The sequence below is a fragment of the Ligilactobacillus agilis genome, from assembly GCF_025311475.1.
GTDB lineage: Bacteria > Bacillota > Bacilli > Lactobacillales > Lactobacillaceae > Ligilactobacillus > Ligilactobacillus agilis.
Genome location: NZ_CP104397.1, coordinates 580093 through 595424, shown reverse-complemented (window position 1 = coordinate 595424; position 15332 = coordinate 580093). Strand labels below are relative to the sequence as shown.

Genomic DNA, 15332 nt, shown 5'->3' with positions numbered 1-15332 from the left:
GCTTACGCCGATTGATTAGAAATTAAATTCTTAGTAGTTCTTAAATCACTTAGTTTATTTATATTTTTAATTATGTCGGCGAAGCCGACAATAATCTTATCCACTATTGAATTAATATTATCTAACTTAGACTGGAAATTATTTTCTACCCTAGAAGTATTCTTCCCCATGAAATTTTCTTCTACCCTAGTATTATCAGCATTTTCTAACCCCTGGAAATTATCTTCTTGCTGGAAGTTTGCTTCTACCCTAGAAGATTTCTTCTCTAGGGGGTAGAAATTTTCTTCCATAGAAGTTTCCTTCTCACAATTAATGCCATGTTCTTGATTAAATTGTTTAGTTGCTCTCGCAGTCACTTTGTCTATTACCACGTATTCTTCATCCATGGTCAATTTAACTCCTTGATTCTTTAACTTGTCGAATTCCTTTTTAACTTCACTATCAATGAACATAGACCGGCGCAATTCTACATTTTGGATTTGATTATAAGGTTGCCTATTCTTTGAATGGAGCTTGTAATAAAGCGACTCCCTTACCATCAATAACTGTTCTCTTTGTTCTGGTGTCACATGGTCAGGTATGGCTCCAAACCGTTCGGTCATCTCTGCTTCAATCACTTCCGGATCAACCTTAGTATCAACCGTGTAATCATACTTATCACATGGTTCCGCCACGGCTTCAACTACTTCTTTACGCCCTGCTACTTCATCATAAAGGTAGCCATCCCTATCCAACGGATCAACTCCTGGTACAAAGCTGATAATCCGCTCGTTTTTATCCAAAGAATTGGCAAGTTCAATGTAACCACACTTAGCCAACTTATTGAGCCAAGCTGAAATTGACCTGACCGTCACGTGGTATAAAGCTGCTAAGCGCTGGTTGGAAACCGTAAAAGTTCCTGCCATCCCACCAAAAGTATATAATTCCCCATAAAGTAATTTCTCGTTAGCAGTTAAGCGCAAGTCAAAGCGGACCTTGGCTGGAATTGTAATTGGATAATCGGCTTCTCGTTTTAAAATCTTAGTCATATCTAGATTCCTCGTTTTAGTTTTGATTGTGGGTAAAGTTACCCCTCTATATATATGATTCGCAAAAACTTGCCCAATTAATTCTTTTTTTAGCTAAATTTTCGGTGAATTTTTTCTCATGATTTTTTAAGCACAAAAAAAAGACAGACCTTTAATTAAAGTCTGTCTTTTCGAGAGGCAACTTAGCTTCTAAGCTTAATTACTTGTTCTCTTTTTCTTCTTTTTTGAAACCTAATCCTAACATACCTGCTAACCCTAAAGCAATTACACCTAACATGGATGAATTTTGCTTAGTCTCACCAGTTTGTGGTAAAGCTTCTTGAGTAGCACTTTGCTTTTCAAGCTTAGTTTGAGCCGCAGATGGAGTAACACTTGCAGTCACACTTGGTTGAACCTTATTTACAGTTGGAGTTTCAGAAGTAGCTGTTGGTGTTGTAGGTACATCAGCCGTTACCTTTTGGTAGAGGTAGATAACATGAAGCGTACCTTCAATTACCTTGCCATTAGCACTTGCTGAGCCTAATTCCATCCCGATTAGTTTGTAGCCAGCAAATGTCTTGCCACTAGTATTGTAGTCACTACCTACTAACCCATCCTTAACTACTGAGTTAGGTCCTTCAAGAACATTCCCCTCAGTATCAACGTATTTAACATCAACTGAGCCCTTCTTTTCTTCGGACTTATCAGTTGCTACCGTTGGGGTTGGGTCCTTTTCGTAGACGTAGATTACATGTTTAGTCCCTTCTGTTACCTTACCGTTAGCTGGGTCTGAGGTCTTGTCCATCCCTACGAAGTGGTAACCTGGGAAGTCTTTTTCTTCCGTTGTGTAGTCTTCGCCAACTGGAACGTCATGCTTGACTGTGGTTTTCTCACCACCTGGGAGTGGATTGCCATCTTTGTCTACGTACGTTACCGTTACTGAACCCTTTTGTTCTTCCTCTTTATCAGTTGCTACCGTTGGAGTTGGATTCTTTTCGTAGATGTAGATTACGTGCTTAGTTCCTTCTGTTACCTTACCATTAGCTGGGTCTGAGGTCTTGTCCATCCCTACGAAGTGGTAGCCTGGGAAGTCTTTTTCTTCCGTTGTGTAGTCTTCGCCAACTGGAACGTCATGCTTGACTGTGGTTTCCTCACCACCTGGGAGTGGATTGCCATCTTTGTCTACGTACGTTACCGTTACCGAACCCTTCTTCACGATTGGTGCTGGAATCTTTTCATATTCGTAAACGACGTGCTTAGTGCCTTCTGCGACTAATCCGGCTGGGTCATCTGAACCTTCACGAACACCTACGTATTGATAACCTTGCTTAGTTAAGTCCTTTGGTGTGGTGAAGTAACCTTCACCCACTGGAGCGCCGTCCTTAACAGTTTCAACACTAGTACCTGTAATCATTTCGCCAGTTGTCTTATCAACAAACTTAACGTCTACTGAACCTGTCTTTGGTGCTTCTGGGTTCTTAGTGTAAACATAAATTACGTGTTGAACACCCTTAGTGACTTCACCATTAGCTTTAGCTGAACCTGTACCCATCCGCTTGAACGTGTAACCATCAAAGGCCTTTTGTTCAGTAGTGTATTTTTCGCCGACTGGCGCGTCTTTCTTAACGTCTGTTAATTCACCACCTGGTAAAACATTACCTTGTTCATCCACATAAACTACATCAACCGAGCCTTTTTCCACTACTGGTTCTGGGTTCTTATCGTAAGCGTAGATTACGTGTAAAGTCTTATTTGCTTCAACGTTACCATCAGCTGCAGCTGAATCTTCAGTCATCCCAACAAAAGTATAGCCGGCAAAGTCTTTCTTATCTGTGTTGTATTTTTCTCCCGCCGGAGCATTATCTTTAACTGTTGTTAAAGCTGCATCAGCAAATGGTAATACTTCACCAGTTGCACGGTCTACGTACTTAACATCTACCGAACCCTTCTTTTCTACTGGGTCCGCAACATATACGTAAACGACGTGTTGAAGGTTTTCGGTTACTTTACCATTTCTAGTAGCTGAGAATTCACCCATCCGCACAAAGTGGTAACCTGTGAATTCTTTTTGTTCAGTCTTGTAATCAGTACCTACTGCTTGTGCGTCCTTGAAGACTAATTCGGTTGCCTTCAAAGTCTTGCCGTCTTCAGTTACATAGGTTACGTCCACGTTACCTTTCTTCACTTCTGGTATTTCGTCCTTAGTGTAGACATAGATTACGTGTTGAACACCCTTAGTGACTTCACCATTGGCTTTAGCTGAACCTGTACCCATCCGCTTGAATGTGTAACCATCAAAGGCCTTTTGTTCAGTGGTGTATTTTTCGCCAACTGGGGCATCCGTCTTAACATCTGTTAATTCACCACCTGGTAAAACATTGCCTTGTTCATCCACATAAACTACATCAACCGAGCCTTTTTCCACTACTGGTTCTGGGTTCTTGTCGTAAGCGTAGATTACGTGTAAGGTCTTATTTGCTTCAACGTTGCCATCAGCCGCAGCTGAGTCTTCAGTCATCCCAACAAAAGTATAGCCGGCAAAGTCTTTCTTATCTGTGTCGTATTTTTCTCCCGCTGGAGCATTATCTTTAACTGTTGTTAAAGCTGCATCAGCAAATGGCAATACTTCACCAGTTGTACGGTCTACGTACTTAACGTCTACAGAACCCTTTAATTCATCGGGCATGTAAACATAAACTACTCTTTGTACGGAGTTATTGACTGTCCCAGTTGCAGGAGCTGAATCATATCCCATCCTTGTAAAAGTAAAACCATCAAAAGTTTCTGGGCTAGTTGTATAAGGTGTACCCTGCTTTACGTCTTTTAGAGTAGTACCCCCATTAATAACATATGCTTCCGGTTTTAAGTATTCACCAGTTTTTCCATTAATATGAGCCACGATGACAGACCCAGTGATGTTTTCACCTTCTACACTAGTCATACTAGAATCAATTAGTCTAACCTTGGCATAAATAATCCCGCCCTTAAAGTTCATTACTGAATTATTTGGATCAAAATATCTAATCAAATTATTGGCTTCAACGTCAGTACCAATCGCTACTGCTCGGTCACCAGTAGTGGACTCAAGAGTTGGGTCCAAATTATCATAGTGAGTATTATACTCAATTACAAATTGATCACCGTTGATTACGTCATACTTTCCTTTGAAACGGACAATCCACACATTATCTTTCTGACTCCTAGTATTGGCATCATATGCTCCACGCAAGATTTCATAATCAGTACCTAAGACCAGTTTCTTTCCCTTAGTATAACCTAAACTTGGAGTAATGTTTGCCTCATAAACCATAATTGAATCAGGATCTAAAGTGTACGGATTTTGTGCTGAAGTATAGTAAATACTTGCTGACTGTAACTTACCATCAACATAAAATGGTTTTACATCATCGATATTGTCAGGAGTGATATAAACCGCCGTTGATTGCATTGCCTTCTTTTTAGGGTTAACTTCTACAACCCAACTAACATCAGCACGGGTCTTATCCTCTGACAAAGTCTCATTGATAGCTGCCGCATAGGCATCATCCCATTCCTTAGCCTGGTCAAAGTTAACCTTTAAAGTTTTGCTAATACTGGTTCCATCAGGAAGCGGAATATTAATTTGTGCCTCATTTTTTTCATTTTTGAAATAATTTCTACTTACAAAAGTCCCAATATTCATTGTTCCCCGATAAATCTTATTAGGATCAATGTCGCCAGTGTATTCAACGTAAATCTTATGTTCATTGTAGTTTAAAACTAAAGTCCCCATATTTGAAAGTGAATCGCTACTAAAGTTGTATTTAACTTCCTTAGTAATAGAGTCAAACCCCTCAAACATTGGCACAACCATAGTGTCTCCCTTATGTAACCCTTGGGCTTCCCAATCAAAGGAGATGTTAATATCAGTTCCTTCAGACTCTACTACTTCATCTTTATTGAAAGTCACATTGGTAATATTAACTTTGTTATTTACGTTAGTCTCGGTATTTTCAGCGGCGATTGCTCTCCTAGTCAAATCAGTCCCACTTGCTTGTGGGGTGCTTGTTTCACTGGCTTGTAATTTATCGTTAGTATTAGCCACCGCACTCGAAGCTTCTTCACTTGCGGTGCTTGTGCTATCGGCTTAACTTGAAGCTACCTCACTCGTTGAACTTGCAGTCTCTACCTTACTAGTAGCCTCACTAGTTGTAGCTGTATTCACTGGCTTCGTACTGGTTGTGTTTTCGTCAGTTGCAGCAGCAGCTGTGCTTTCTAAGTTACCTTCCGAACTAGCAGTTGCCACCGGGGTAGTTGTAGCTTTTAAAGTAGTCGTTGCGTCAGCTGTAGAATCTGTCCCCGTTTGGTTAGTAACAGCATCGTTACTAGTATCATTAGTAGCTACCGTGTCAGCATTAGCGGTCATAGTCCCCAACATCATCCCACCAAAGATAACACTGCCGATTACAAATGAGGCTGCACCCCCACCTGTTTTCTTTTTCCTGATAGCATATTTCAACTGCTTTTCTGACTCGTCCCTAAACATCATATTCATTCCTTTCAATATATACCCTAATCATTAAATTAAAAGTCCCGTAGCACACTCTGCAGAACTGTTCTTAAAGTTTTTTCGGCGATACCTAATTAACTATCTAATTTAACTTATCAACAAGGTCATTGTACATGTGTAAGTAAGCTTTTTCAACTTTTAATATCAATATATGTGAATGGTAATTGTTGTTAAAGTCTATTATTTTAAAAACCGTAAAATCAACAAGTAAATCCTTTTATAATCGTTTATAAAATGTTTAAAAATACGAAATCCTTACTTTTTAAAGGTAAAGAATCAGCAACTTGTCTAGCTATGTTTGTAGAAAAACAGACAAGTTATCTATACAAGTCAAAAAATTTACTGTCTAAGTATTTCTGCTTAAAAAACACTTAGAAATATTGATTTTGCGCTATGTAAACGTTTCAAAAAATAGATAAGTTTTTTTAGGTTTATATAAAAGTATTTTCCACTTTTTCAACACTTGCCTAGACAGATTTTCGCTAAAAATATTACATTTTGATTACAAATATAAAAAAGTAGGATTTAAGCCACTTTACTAGCTTAAATCCTACTTAAGACATCATCTATTCAATTAGTCTCTATCTTCTTTCTTCTTAGCACCTAAACCAAAGATACCAGCTAATCCTAATGCCAATGCTCCTAAAACAGTTGCATTAGTTTCAGATTGAGTTTCACCTGTTTGTGGTAAGGCTTGCTTGTTAGTGTCTGCTTGTTTTGAAGCTACTTGCTTCTTAGTTACTAACTTAGCTGCAACTGGAGTTGCTGGTGCTTCCTTAACTGGTTTTTGCTCTGTTTGAGTTGAAGTACTTGGTGTTTCTTTATCTTCGTGCTTATCAGTTAAGACTGGCGTTACTTTTTCGTAAACGTAAACGACGTGCTTAGCACCTTCAGTCACTTGACCAGAAGTACTGTCAGAATCTTTTGCCACACCAACTAATTTGTAGCCGGCAAATTCTAATGCCGTTGTTTCGTAGTTTGTACCAACTTCGGCATTTTCTTTAACAGAAGTTACATCTTGCAAGACAGTCCCATCAGTTGTTACATACTTAACGTCTACTGAACCTTTCTTCGCTTCTGTTGGAGTTGGTGTTTCTTCATCCTTACTTGGTAAGGTATTGATTAGACGTGTGTAAACATAAACAACATGTTGGTTCCCTTCAACTACTTGGCCGTTTGCTTGCGCAGAACCTTCTGCCATTTTCACGAACTTATAGCCGTTGAAGTCTAGTTGAAGTGTACTGTAGTCTGTTCCTACTTCTACGTCAGTAACTACTGGAGTAGTGTCGCTAAGTACTTCACCATCTACAGTTACGTACTTAACATCCACTGACCCCTTCTTCACAGGATCTTTTTCGTAGACATAGATAACGTTCTTAGTACCTTCTGTTACTTTACCTTCGAAAGGATTAGAATTCTTATCCATCCCTACGAAGTGGTAACCGTCAAAAGTCTTTTCTTCTGTCGTGTAGTCTTCTCTAACCGGCACGTCGTTCTTAACGGTTGTCTTTTCACCGCCTGGCAGTGGGTTACCGTTCTTATCTACGTAAGTTACAGTTACTGTTCCACGTGTTACTTCTGGATTCTTAGTGTAAACATAAACGACATGTTGAACACCTTCAGTTACCTTACCCTCAGCATCTGCCGAACCAGTCCCCATCCGGTTAAATGTGTAACCTTCAAAGGTCTTTTGGTCAGTAGTATAGGATTCACCAACTGGGGCATCCTTCTTAATGCTTGCTAATTCACCGCCTGGTAAGACATTACCTTGTTCATCTACGTAAACTACATCTACTGAACCCTTTTCTACTTCTGGTGTTTCTGGGTTCTTTGCGTAAACATAAACAACGTGTTTAGTGCCTTCTGCTACTTGACCAGTCTTGTCGGCTGAGAATTCTCCCATCCGCACGAAGTGGTAACCGTCAAAGCTCTTTTGAGTTGTTTCGTAGTTTGAGCCGATTTCTCCGTCCTTAACTACGTCACTAGTTGTTTCTAAAACTTTGCCATCTTCCGCAACATATGTTACGTCTACGTTACCCTTCTTTACTTCTGGAGTAACATCCTTTTCGTAAACGTAGATGACATGCTTGGTGCCTTCTGCAACTAAACCGGTAGCTGGATCAGAAGTCTTATCCATCCCTACAAAGTGGTAACCATCGAAGCTCTTTTCTTCAGTTGTATAATCTTCACCGACTGGAGCGTTATCCTTAACTGAAGCTACATCTTCAAGTACTTCGCCATCCTTAGTGATGTACTTAACGTCAACATTACCCTTCTTCACTTCTGGGGTAACATCCTTTTCGTAAACATAGATGACATGCTTGGTGCCTTCCGCTACTACACCTGTTGCTGGGTCAGAAGTCTTGTCCATCCCTACAAAGTGATAACCGTCAAAGCTCTTTTCTTCAGTTGTGTAGTCTTCACCAATTGGAGCGTTGTCCTTAATTGAGCTTACATCTTCAAGTACTTCACCATCCTTAGTGATGTACTTAACGTCCACGGAGCCCTTCTTCACTTCTGGTGTTACCGGGTTCTTAGCATATACGTAAACAACATGCTTAGTTCCTTCTTCTACCTTACCTGTTGCATCAGCTGAGAATTCACCCATCCGTACAAAGTGGTAACCTTCGAAACTCTTTTCTTCGGTAGCGTAGTTTGATCCAACTTCTCCGTCCTTAACTACGTCACTAGTTGCTTCTAAGACAGTACCATCTTCGGCCAAGTATGTTACGTCAACGTTACCCTTCTTCACTTCTGGGGTAACATCTTTTTCGTAAACATAGATGACGTGCTTTGTGCCTTCTGCTACTAATCCAGTAGCTGGATCTGAGCTCTTATCCATCCCTACAAAGTGATATCCATCGAAGCTCTTTTCTTCGGTCGTGTAGTCTTCACCGACTGGGGCGTTGTCCTTAACTGAAGTTACATCTTCAAGCACTTCGCCATCCTTAGTGATGTACTTAACGTCCACGGAGCCCTTCTTTTCTACTGGTGTTTCTGGGTTCTTAGCATATACGTAAACAACGTGCTTAGTTCCTTCTTCTACATTACCTGTTGCGTCGGCTGAGAATTCACCCATCCGCACAAAGTGGTAGCCGTCGAAGCTCTTTTCTGTCGTTTCGTAGTTTGAACCAATTTCCCCGTCCTTAACTACGTCACTAGTTGCTTCTAAAACTTTGCCATCTTCCGCAACATATGTTACGTCAACATTACCATTCTTCACTTCTGGGGTAACATCCTTTTCGTAAACATAGATAACGTGCTTTGTACCTTCCGCTACTACACCTGTTGCTGGATCAGAACTCTTATCCATCCCTACAAAGTGGTAACCATCGAAGCTCTTTTCTTCAGTTGTGTAGTCTTCGCCGACTGGGGCGTTATCCTTAACTGAAGCTACATCTTCAAGCACTTTGCCATCCTTAGTGATGTACTTAACATCTACGTTACCCTTCTTTTCTGCTGGTGTTTCTGGGTTCTTTGCGTAAACATAAACAACGTGTTTAGTGCCTTCTTCTACATTACCTGTAGCGTCAGCTGAGAATTCACCCATCCGCACGAAGTGGTAACCGTCAAAGCTCTTTTGAGTTGTTTCGTAGTTTGAGCCGATTTCTCCGTCCTTAACTACGTCACTAGTTGCTTCTAAAACTGTACCGTCTTCAGCCAAGTATGTTACGTCAACGTTACCCTTCTTTACTTCTGGAGTAACATCCTTTTCGTAAACATAGATGACATGCTTAATGCCTTCCGCTACTACACCTGTTGCTGGATCAGAAGTCTTATCCATCCCTACAAAGTGGTAACCATCGAAGCTCTTTTCTTCAGTTGTGTAGTCTTCGCCGACTGGGGCGTTGTCCTTAACTGAGCTTACATCTTCAAGCACTTTGCCATCAGTAGTGATGTACTTAACATCTACGGAGCCCTTCTTTTCTTCTGGGTCCTTAGCGTAAACATAAATAACGTGTTTAGTGCCTTCTTCTACTTGGCCAGTCTTGTCGGCTGAGAATTCACCCATCCGTACAAAGTGATAACCTTCGAAGCTCTTTTCTGTCGTTTCGTAGTTTGAACCAATTTCCCCGTCCTTAACTACGTCACTAGTTGCTTCTAGAACCGTACCGTCTTCGGCAACATATGTTACATCTACGTTACCTTTCTTCACTTCTGGAGTAACGTCCTTTTCGTAAACGTAGATTACGTGCTTGGTACCTTCCGCTACTACACCTGTTGCTGGATCAGAAGTCTTGTCCATCCCAATAAAGTGGTAACCATCGAAGCTCTTTTCTTCAGTTGTATAATCTTCACCGACTGGAGCGTTATCCTTAACTGAAGCTACATCTTCAAGCACTTTGCCATCAGTAGTGATGTACTTAACATCTACGGAGCCCTTCTTTTCTTCTGGGTCCTTAGCGTAAACATAAACAACGTGTTTAGTTCCTTCTTCTACTTGGCCAGTCTTGTCGGCTGAGAATTCACCCATCCGTACAAAGTGATAACCTTCGAAGCTCTTTTCTGTCGTTTCGTAGTTTGAACCAATTTCCCCGTCCTTAACTACGTCACTAGTTGCTTCTAAAACTTTGCCATCTTCCGCAACATATGTTACATCTACGTTACCTTTCTTCACTTCTGGAGTAACGTCCTTTTCGTAAACGTAGATTACGTGCTTGGTACCTTCCGCTACTACACCTGTTGCTGGATCAGAAGTCTTGTCCATCCCAATAAAGTGGTAACCATCGAAGCTCTTTTCTTCAGTTGTATAATCTTCACCGACTGGAGCGTTATCCTTAACTGAAGCTACATCTTCAAGCACTTTGCCATCAGTAGTGATGTACTTAACATCTACGGAGCCCTTCTTTTCTTCTGGGTCCTTAGCGTAAACATAAACAACGTGTTTAGTTCCTTCTTCTACTTGACCAGTCTTGTCGGCTGAGAATTCACCCATCCGCACGAAGTGGTAACCATCAAAAGTTTTTTCGCTTGTTTCGTAGTTTGAACCAATTTCCCCGTCCTTAACTACGTCACTAGTTGCTTCTAGAACCGTACCGTCTTCGGCAACATATGTTACATCTACGTTACCTTTCTTCACTTCTGGAGTAACGTCCTTTTCGTAAAGGTAGATAACGTGCTTGATTCCTTCTGAAACTACTCCGTCAGCAGCTGCTGAATCTTCAGCCATGCCAACAAAGTGATAACCGTTAAAGTTACCTTTTTCAGTGTCATAGGCAGTCCCAACGTTAACGTCTGTCACCACCGGTTTAACGTCAGCCAAAATTTGACCGTCTGTGGTCTTGTGAACAACGTCAACTGATCCCTTCTTGTCGGCTGGAACGTAGAGGTAAACCACCCGTTGGATTCCTTGCTTAACAATTCCTTCCGCTGGGGCAGATTGGTAGCCCATCGTTGTGTACTTGTAGCCGGCAAATTCTTCTGGGGCAGTAACGTAGCCCGTACCTTGCTTAGCGTCATGAGCAACTTGACCATCCGTAGTCTTGGCATAGTCTTCAGTCTTCAAGACTTTCCCCGTACTTGCGTCAATGTGAACTACAGTTACGGACCCAGTAATGTCTTGAGCTCCACCTTTAACGGATGAATTGTTAACCGTAATTGCAGCTTCATTCCAAGTGGCATTGAAAGGAGCATCATACATTTTTGTATATTTATTATATGGACCTTCGTAGTAAGCTAGGAGAGAATCAGTTACCGCTTGGTTAATAGCTACCCGGTCACTGCTACTATCAGCTACCCGCCCATCGTAAGTAATCACAAAGGACTTGTTAGTCTTAACATAATCTCCGATAAATTCGATTACATAGGCATTGGGGCTGGAGCTATCTTCAACAAGCTTATAGTCCGTTCCGGCTACTAACTTCTTAGTGACTTCGTAGCCCATACTGTCATGGATGTTAGCCTCATAAACCTCAATACTATCCTTATTGATTTTATATAAAGCGTTACCATCGTATTCGGGGTTGATAGCCTTGTATGAGGAACTTGGATCCCCAATTAGATTTCCTTCACGGTCATAGACTTTCTTGGTAAACTCTGGGTTGATTCCTAAAACCGTATCTGGACTTAGGTAAACCACGGCTTCGTTTAAGTCAATCCCAGCCTTGTTAATCGTTGTAGCCCACTTAACATCCATTGATTTGTCTGGATTATCCTTTGATTCGTTAGCATAAACAGACACTAAGGTTAATTGCGGACTATTTACTGCTGCGTCAAAAGTAACGTGCAGTGGCCGTTCAACCGTTGTCCCATCTGGCATTTGTAACTGAACCATTTCATCATTTTCAACTTCTTTGAAGTGATTACGGTCTACGAAAGTAGCAATGTTGATGCTACCGTTGTAAATCTTGTTAGGGTCCATTTCCCCGGTAAAACGGGTGTAAATCTTGTGGTTAGTATAATCTAACACTAAGACCCCAATTTCATCGTTGCCGGAATAAAATGGCGTTTCTACTAACTTGGTGATGGAAGTGAATGCAGCTGGCATTTCAGAAACTAGGGTATCACCCTTGACTAAGCCTTTACCTGTCCAGTCGTAAGCATAGTCAATGTCTAAGCCCTGTGATTCTTTAACCACACTCTTATTAAAGTGGACGTTACTGATTGAAACCTTGTTAGTCGCTAATTGGTCAGCCGAAACAGCTGCCACCCTATCTAAGGCTTGTGTAGCCGCTTCAGTATTAGAAATCTTTTTAACTGTGTAAGTTACAGTAATTGGGTCCTTAGTATATGTACCCGTAGCATTTTCAACGCTCGTGCTACCGGCTAGAGCATAACCAGATGGTAATTCAACGGCGGTGGTGTCATAGCTTTCACCAACGTTGCCTGCCAACAATTTAGGCATCCCCACTTGGTTACCACTTTCATCAACGTACTTAACAACCACTTTCCCTTCTTCAACTGGGGCTTCTTCTGAAGTAGCGGTAGCCGAAGAAGCGCTAGTATCAGTTGCAGTCGTAGCTACACTTGAATCAGGTGTTACTTCGCTAGCTGGCGCAGCAGTCGTCGTTTCGGCTGCACTAGTTTCTTCTGAGCTGGCGGTTGCTGGGGTCGCAGTGCTATTTAAAGTAACCTCGTTTTTATCAGTTGCACTTGAACTCGCCGCACTAGTTGTGCTAGCTGAAGTGCTGTCTGGCGTAGTGGTTGTATCAGCACTGGCATTAGTGATGCCCGAAACCATTAACCCACCAAGCACAACACTGCCGATGATAAAGGAGGCCGCGCCGCCACCGTTTTTCTTTTTCCTAATCGCAAACTTTAAGTCCTTATTTGACTTATCCCTAAACATACTTTCCATCCCTTCTAAACCTCAATAATAAATAACTTATCAAATTAATAATAAAAATATTAAAATAAGCGTGAAAAAAGACCCTATGTATCAGCTTGATTCAATTGTAATAGATGAGTAATAGGAGTTGCTTGGTCTTATTCACCTTATACGATTAAATTGTTACTAATGCATAGAGTAGTTACTACTCTTATTTAGAAAAATCCTAATTAGCCGTCACTTTTACCCTCATAAAAGCAAACAAGCTATATAACCTAACAACAGTTGTTATTATAACTAAGACAAGTCAAGACTGCAATAAAAATTGTCCAAAATCTATCCAACTTGTATTCTTTTTCGTAAAATTAAAAAAATATCATTTTCCAAAACCTTCATTTATAAACACTTTATCTTAGGTAAAATAACTTGTATATACCTTGTATTTTTAATCAAAATATAATTTGAAAAAGAGACACTTTTTAGACTTTGACCCATTTTTATAAAAAAATCGGTCTATCTACTTAGATAAACCGATTATTACTTACTTATTAACGTAAGTCCCATTCACATTGGGCTACGCAGGAGAGGTCTTGCCCGACCTTAATTTGATGGTAGCTAGTTAGGTCTGCTATTTCTACCTCACTGGTAGCTACCTGACCATAACGAACCTCTTGTTTATATTGAATGTTCATCTTTTTGAGCCGGTGACTAGTTAGGAAGTCAGCTCCCAAAACGTCTAGCATCCAGTCAAAGTAGTGAACGTTATTGACGTGGTGGTTACTGTCAATATCCATAAAGCGGACCCCATAATCATGGCTCGCAGTTGGTTGTTTAGGGGCCATAGGTAGGGGATTGCGCTCAATTTTCTTAGTGTATTCCGATTCAAATGGAGCTACTAATTCGGGTAAAATCCGGGTAATCTTGCGCTTGGCTTGATCCATTAAGACGAAGACCGTGTGCATCTTGGCTAACATTTCACCATCAGCTGCCTCTACCCAAAAGTCCCGGTAACAAAAATACGGATTATAACTGGCTGCCTTGGTGCTTACCGTGACCACTTCATTGGTCTTGGGCAGTCGTTTAACTTCTAATAGGTGTTGGGTAATTACCCAGCCTAGACCTAAACCCAAGACTTTTTGGGTGGTAACCCCAACTGAGTCGCTGTGATCTTCTGAAGCTAGCATCATCATATCGACTAGCTTACCGATTCCCATTTCCCCGGTTACCTCAGTGTCGTAATAAACAACCCGGTGTTGTTCACTAAACTCTTGTGCCACTTAGTTCACCCCTAATCAATTTCATGGTAGTCGTTATAGACAACCTGTTTTTTTAAGTTATTGCGTTTAGCAACCTCTTTGATGGCGGCGTTGGGCTTCAAACCAGTTGCCACCAATGCTTCTACCTGTGCCTTTAAACTTAAATTTGTGTCTTGTTCTACTTGCTCAGCTTGGTTAGGCATCGAATTACCCGCAACAATTAAGACAAATTCCCCCCGAACTTCCTCGGTAGAGCTAAAATCATAAGCAGCTTGTAAATCCCCCCGTAAGAATTCCTCGTACTGCTTAGTTAACTCCCGGCATAAAACAACCTGACGATCCCCACCGAAGGCCTCGAGTAATGCCTTAAGGGTCTTTTTCAAGCGGTGCGGTGCTTCATAAAAAATCAAGGTATAGCGCTCATTAGCTAACGTCGCTAGTTCTGCCTTTAGGTCCTTGTTTTTACGGGGCAAGAACCCATAAAAGGTAAAGGGCTGGGGGGTAATTCCCGAAGCAATTAAGGCGGTCAAAGCGGCATTAGGCCCAGGTAAGGGTACAACCGGAATTTGCTTTTCTATACAAGCCTTGACTAGTTCTTGGCCTGGATCACTAATTGACGGCATCCCCGCATCACTAACTTGAGCGAGATTTTGCCCTGCCAGTAGCTTATCTACCAACAACGGAATCCGCTCCACGGTATTATGTTCGTGAAAGCTGATTTGGGGCGTTTTAATCTCGAAATAATTTAATAATTTAGCTGTGTTACGGGTATCTTCGGCCGCAATTAAATCCACTTCTTGAAGGGTCGTTACCGCCCGGGGAGACATATCACCTAGGTTACCGATAGGTGTCGGTACTAGGTATAAGCGGCCACTAGTGGTTACCCCTTTAAAGCTACTTGTCCTTTCAATCAACATTAATGCCTTTCACCGTAAATCACATCCTGGCAAAAAATACATGGTTCATCGTTAACCCGCCGTGAACCATACATATCATTGCAGACATGAAATCCTTCCTTATAGAGTTTTTCTAAGTTTTGGCGTGATTTAGATAAGCCCGGTTCCTCTTTATGTTGGGGCAGTTCTATTTCTTGCAGGCGTTCGCGTAAGTGTTGATTTTCAATTTCTAATTCCGCATTTTTTTCCAAAACTTGAGTAAGTTCTTCCTTTATCTTACTTAACATCTCACTGACAGTGCGGGTTTGTTGTTCCATTTTTTCAAAACTGTCATAAATCTCACGTTTATCCACAAAA

At 41.1% G+C, this 15332-nt stretch carries 7 protein-coding genes; all 7 read right to left on the bottom strand.

Going from position 1 to position 15332, the window contains the following annotated elements; genetic code table 11:
• Positions 1 to 2: 2 nt before the first annotated feature.
• Positions 3 to 1028 carry a helix-turn-helix domain-containing protein gene (locus tag N4597_RS02850; protein WP_260904531.1) on the bottom strand — a complete coding sequence of 342 codons (1026 nt, stop codon included), beginning with the start codon at positions 1026 to 1028 and terminating at the stop codon, positions 3 to 5.
• Positions 1029 to 1227: 199 nt separating this feature from the next.
• Positions 1228 to 5091, bottom strand: a complete 3864-nt coding sequence (locus N4597_RS02845) for a MucBP domain-containing protein (RefSeq protein WP_260904530.1) — start codon at positions 5089 to 5091, stop codon at positions 1228 to 1230.
• Positions 5092 to 5133: 42 nt separating this feature from the next.
• A complete protein-coding gene (locus N4597_RS02840; protein ID WP_260904526.1) occupies positions 5134 to 5535 on the bottom strand; it encodes a YSIRK-type signal peptide-containing protein in 402 nt (133 codons plus the stop codon).
• Positions 5536 to 6130: 595 nt separating this feature from the next.
• Entirely contained in the window at positions 6131 to 12853 is a 6723-nt protein-coding gene (locus N4597_RS02835) for a MucBP domain-containing protein (protein WP_260904523.1), read from the bottom strand.
• A gap of 518 nt (positions 12854 to 13371) precedes the next feature.
• Positions 13372 to 14100 carry an acyl-[acyl-carrier-protein] thioesterase gene (locus tag N4597_RS02830; protein WP_167589159.1) on the bottom strand — a complete coding sequence of 243 codons (729 nt, stop codon included), beginning with the start codon at positions 14098 to 14100 and terminating at the stop codon, positions 13372 to 13374.
• 11 nt (positions 14101 to 14111) lie between these two features.
• On the bottom strand, positions 14112 to 14996 hold the full coding sequence (rsmI, locus tag N4597_RS02825) for a 16S rRNA (cytidine(1402)-2'-O)-methyltransferase (RefSeq protein ID WP_260904521.1): 885 nt from the start codon (positions 14994 to 14996) through the stop codon (positions 14112 to 14114).
• Positions 14996 to 15328 carry a DNA replication initiation control protein YabA gene (locus N4597_RS02820; RefSeq protein ID WP_050611651.1) on the bottom strand — a complete coding sequence of 111 codons (333 nt, stop codon included), beginning with the start codon at positions 15326 to 15328 and terminating at the stop codon, positions 14996 to 14998. Before N4597_RS02820 ends, rsmI begins: the two co-directional genes overlap by 1 nt.
• Positions 15329 to 15332 lie beyond the last annotated feature (4 nt).

Excerpts from the sequence above, each read along its gene's own strand:
- rsmI (WP_260904521.1), bottom strand. The coding sequence starts at position 14,996 with ATGTTGATTGAAAGGACAAGTAGCTTTAAAGGGGTAACCACTAGTGGC.
- N4597_RS02850 (WP_260904531.1), bottom strand. The coding sequence starts at position 1,028 with ATGACTAAGATTTTAAAACGAGAAGCCGATTATCCAATTACAATTCCA.
- N4597_RS02840 (WP_260904526.1), bottom strand. The coding sequence starts at position 5,535 with ATGATGTTTAGGGACGAGTCAGAAAAGCAGTTGAAATATGCTATCAGG.
- N4597_RS02835 (WP_260904523.1), bottom strand. The coding sequence starts at position 12,853 with ATGGAAAGTATGTTTAGGGATAAGTCAAATAAGGACTTAAAGTTTGCG.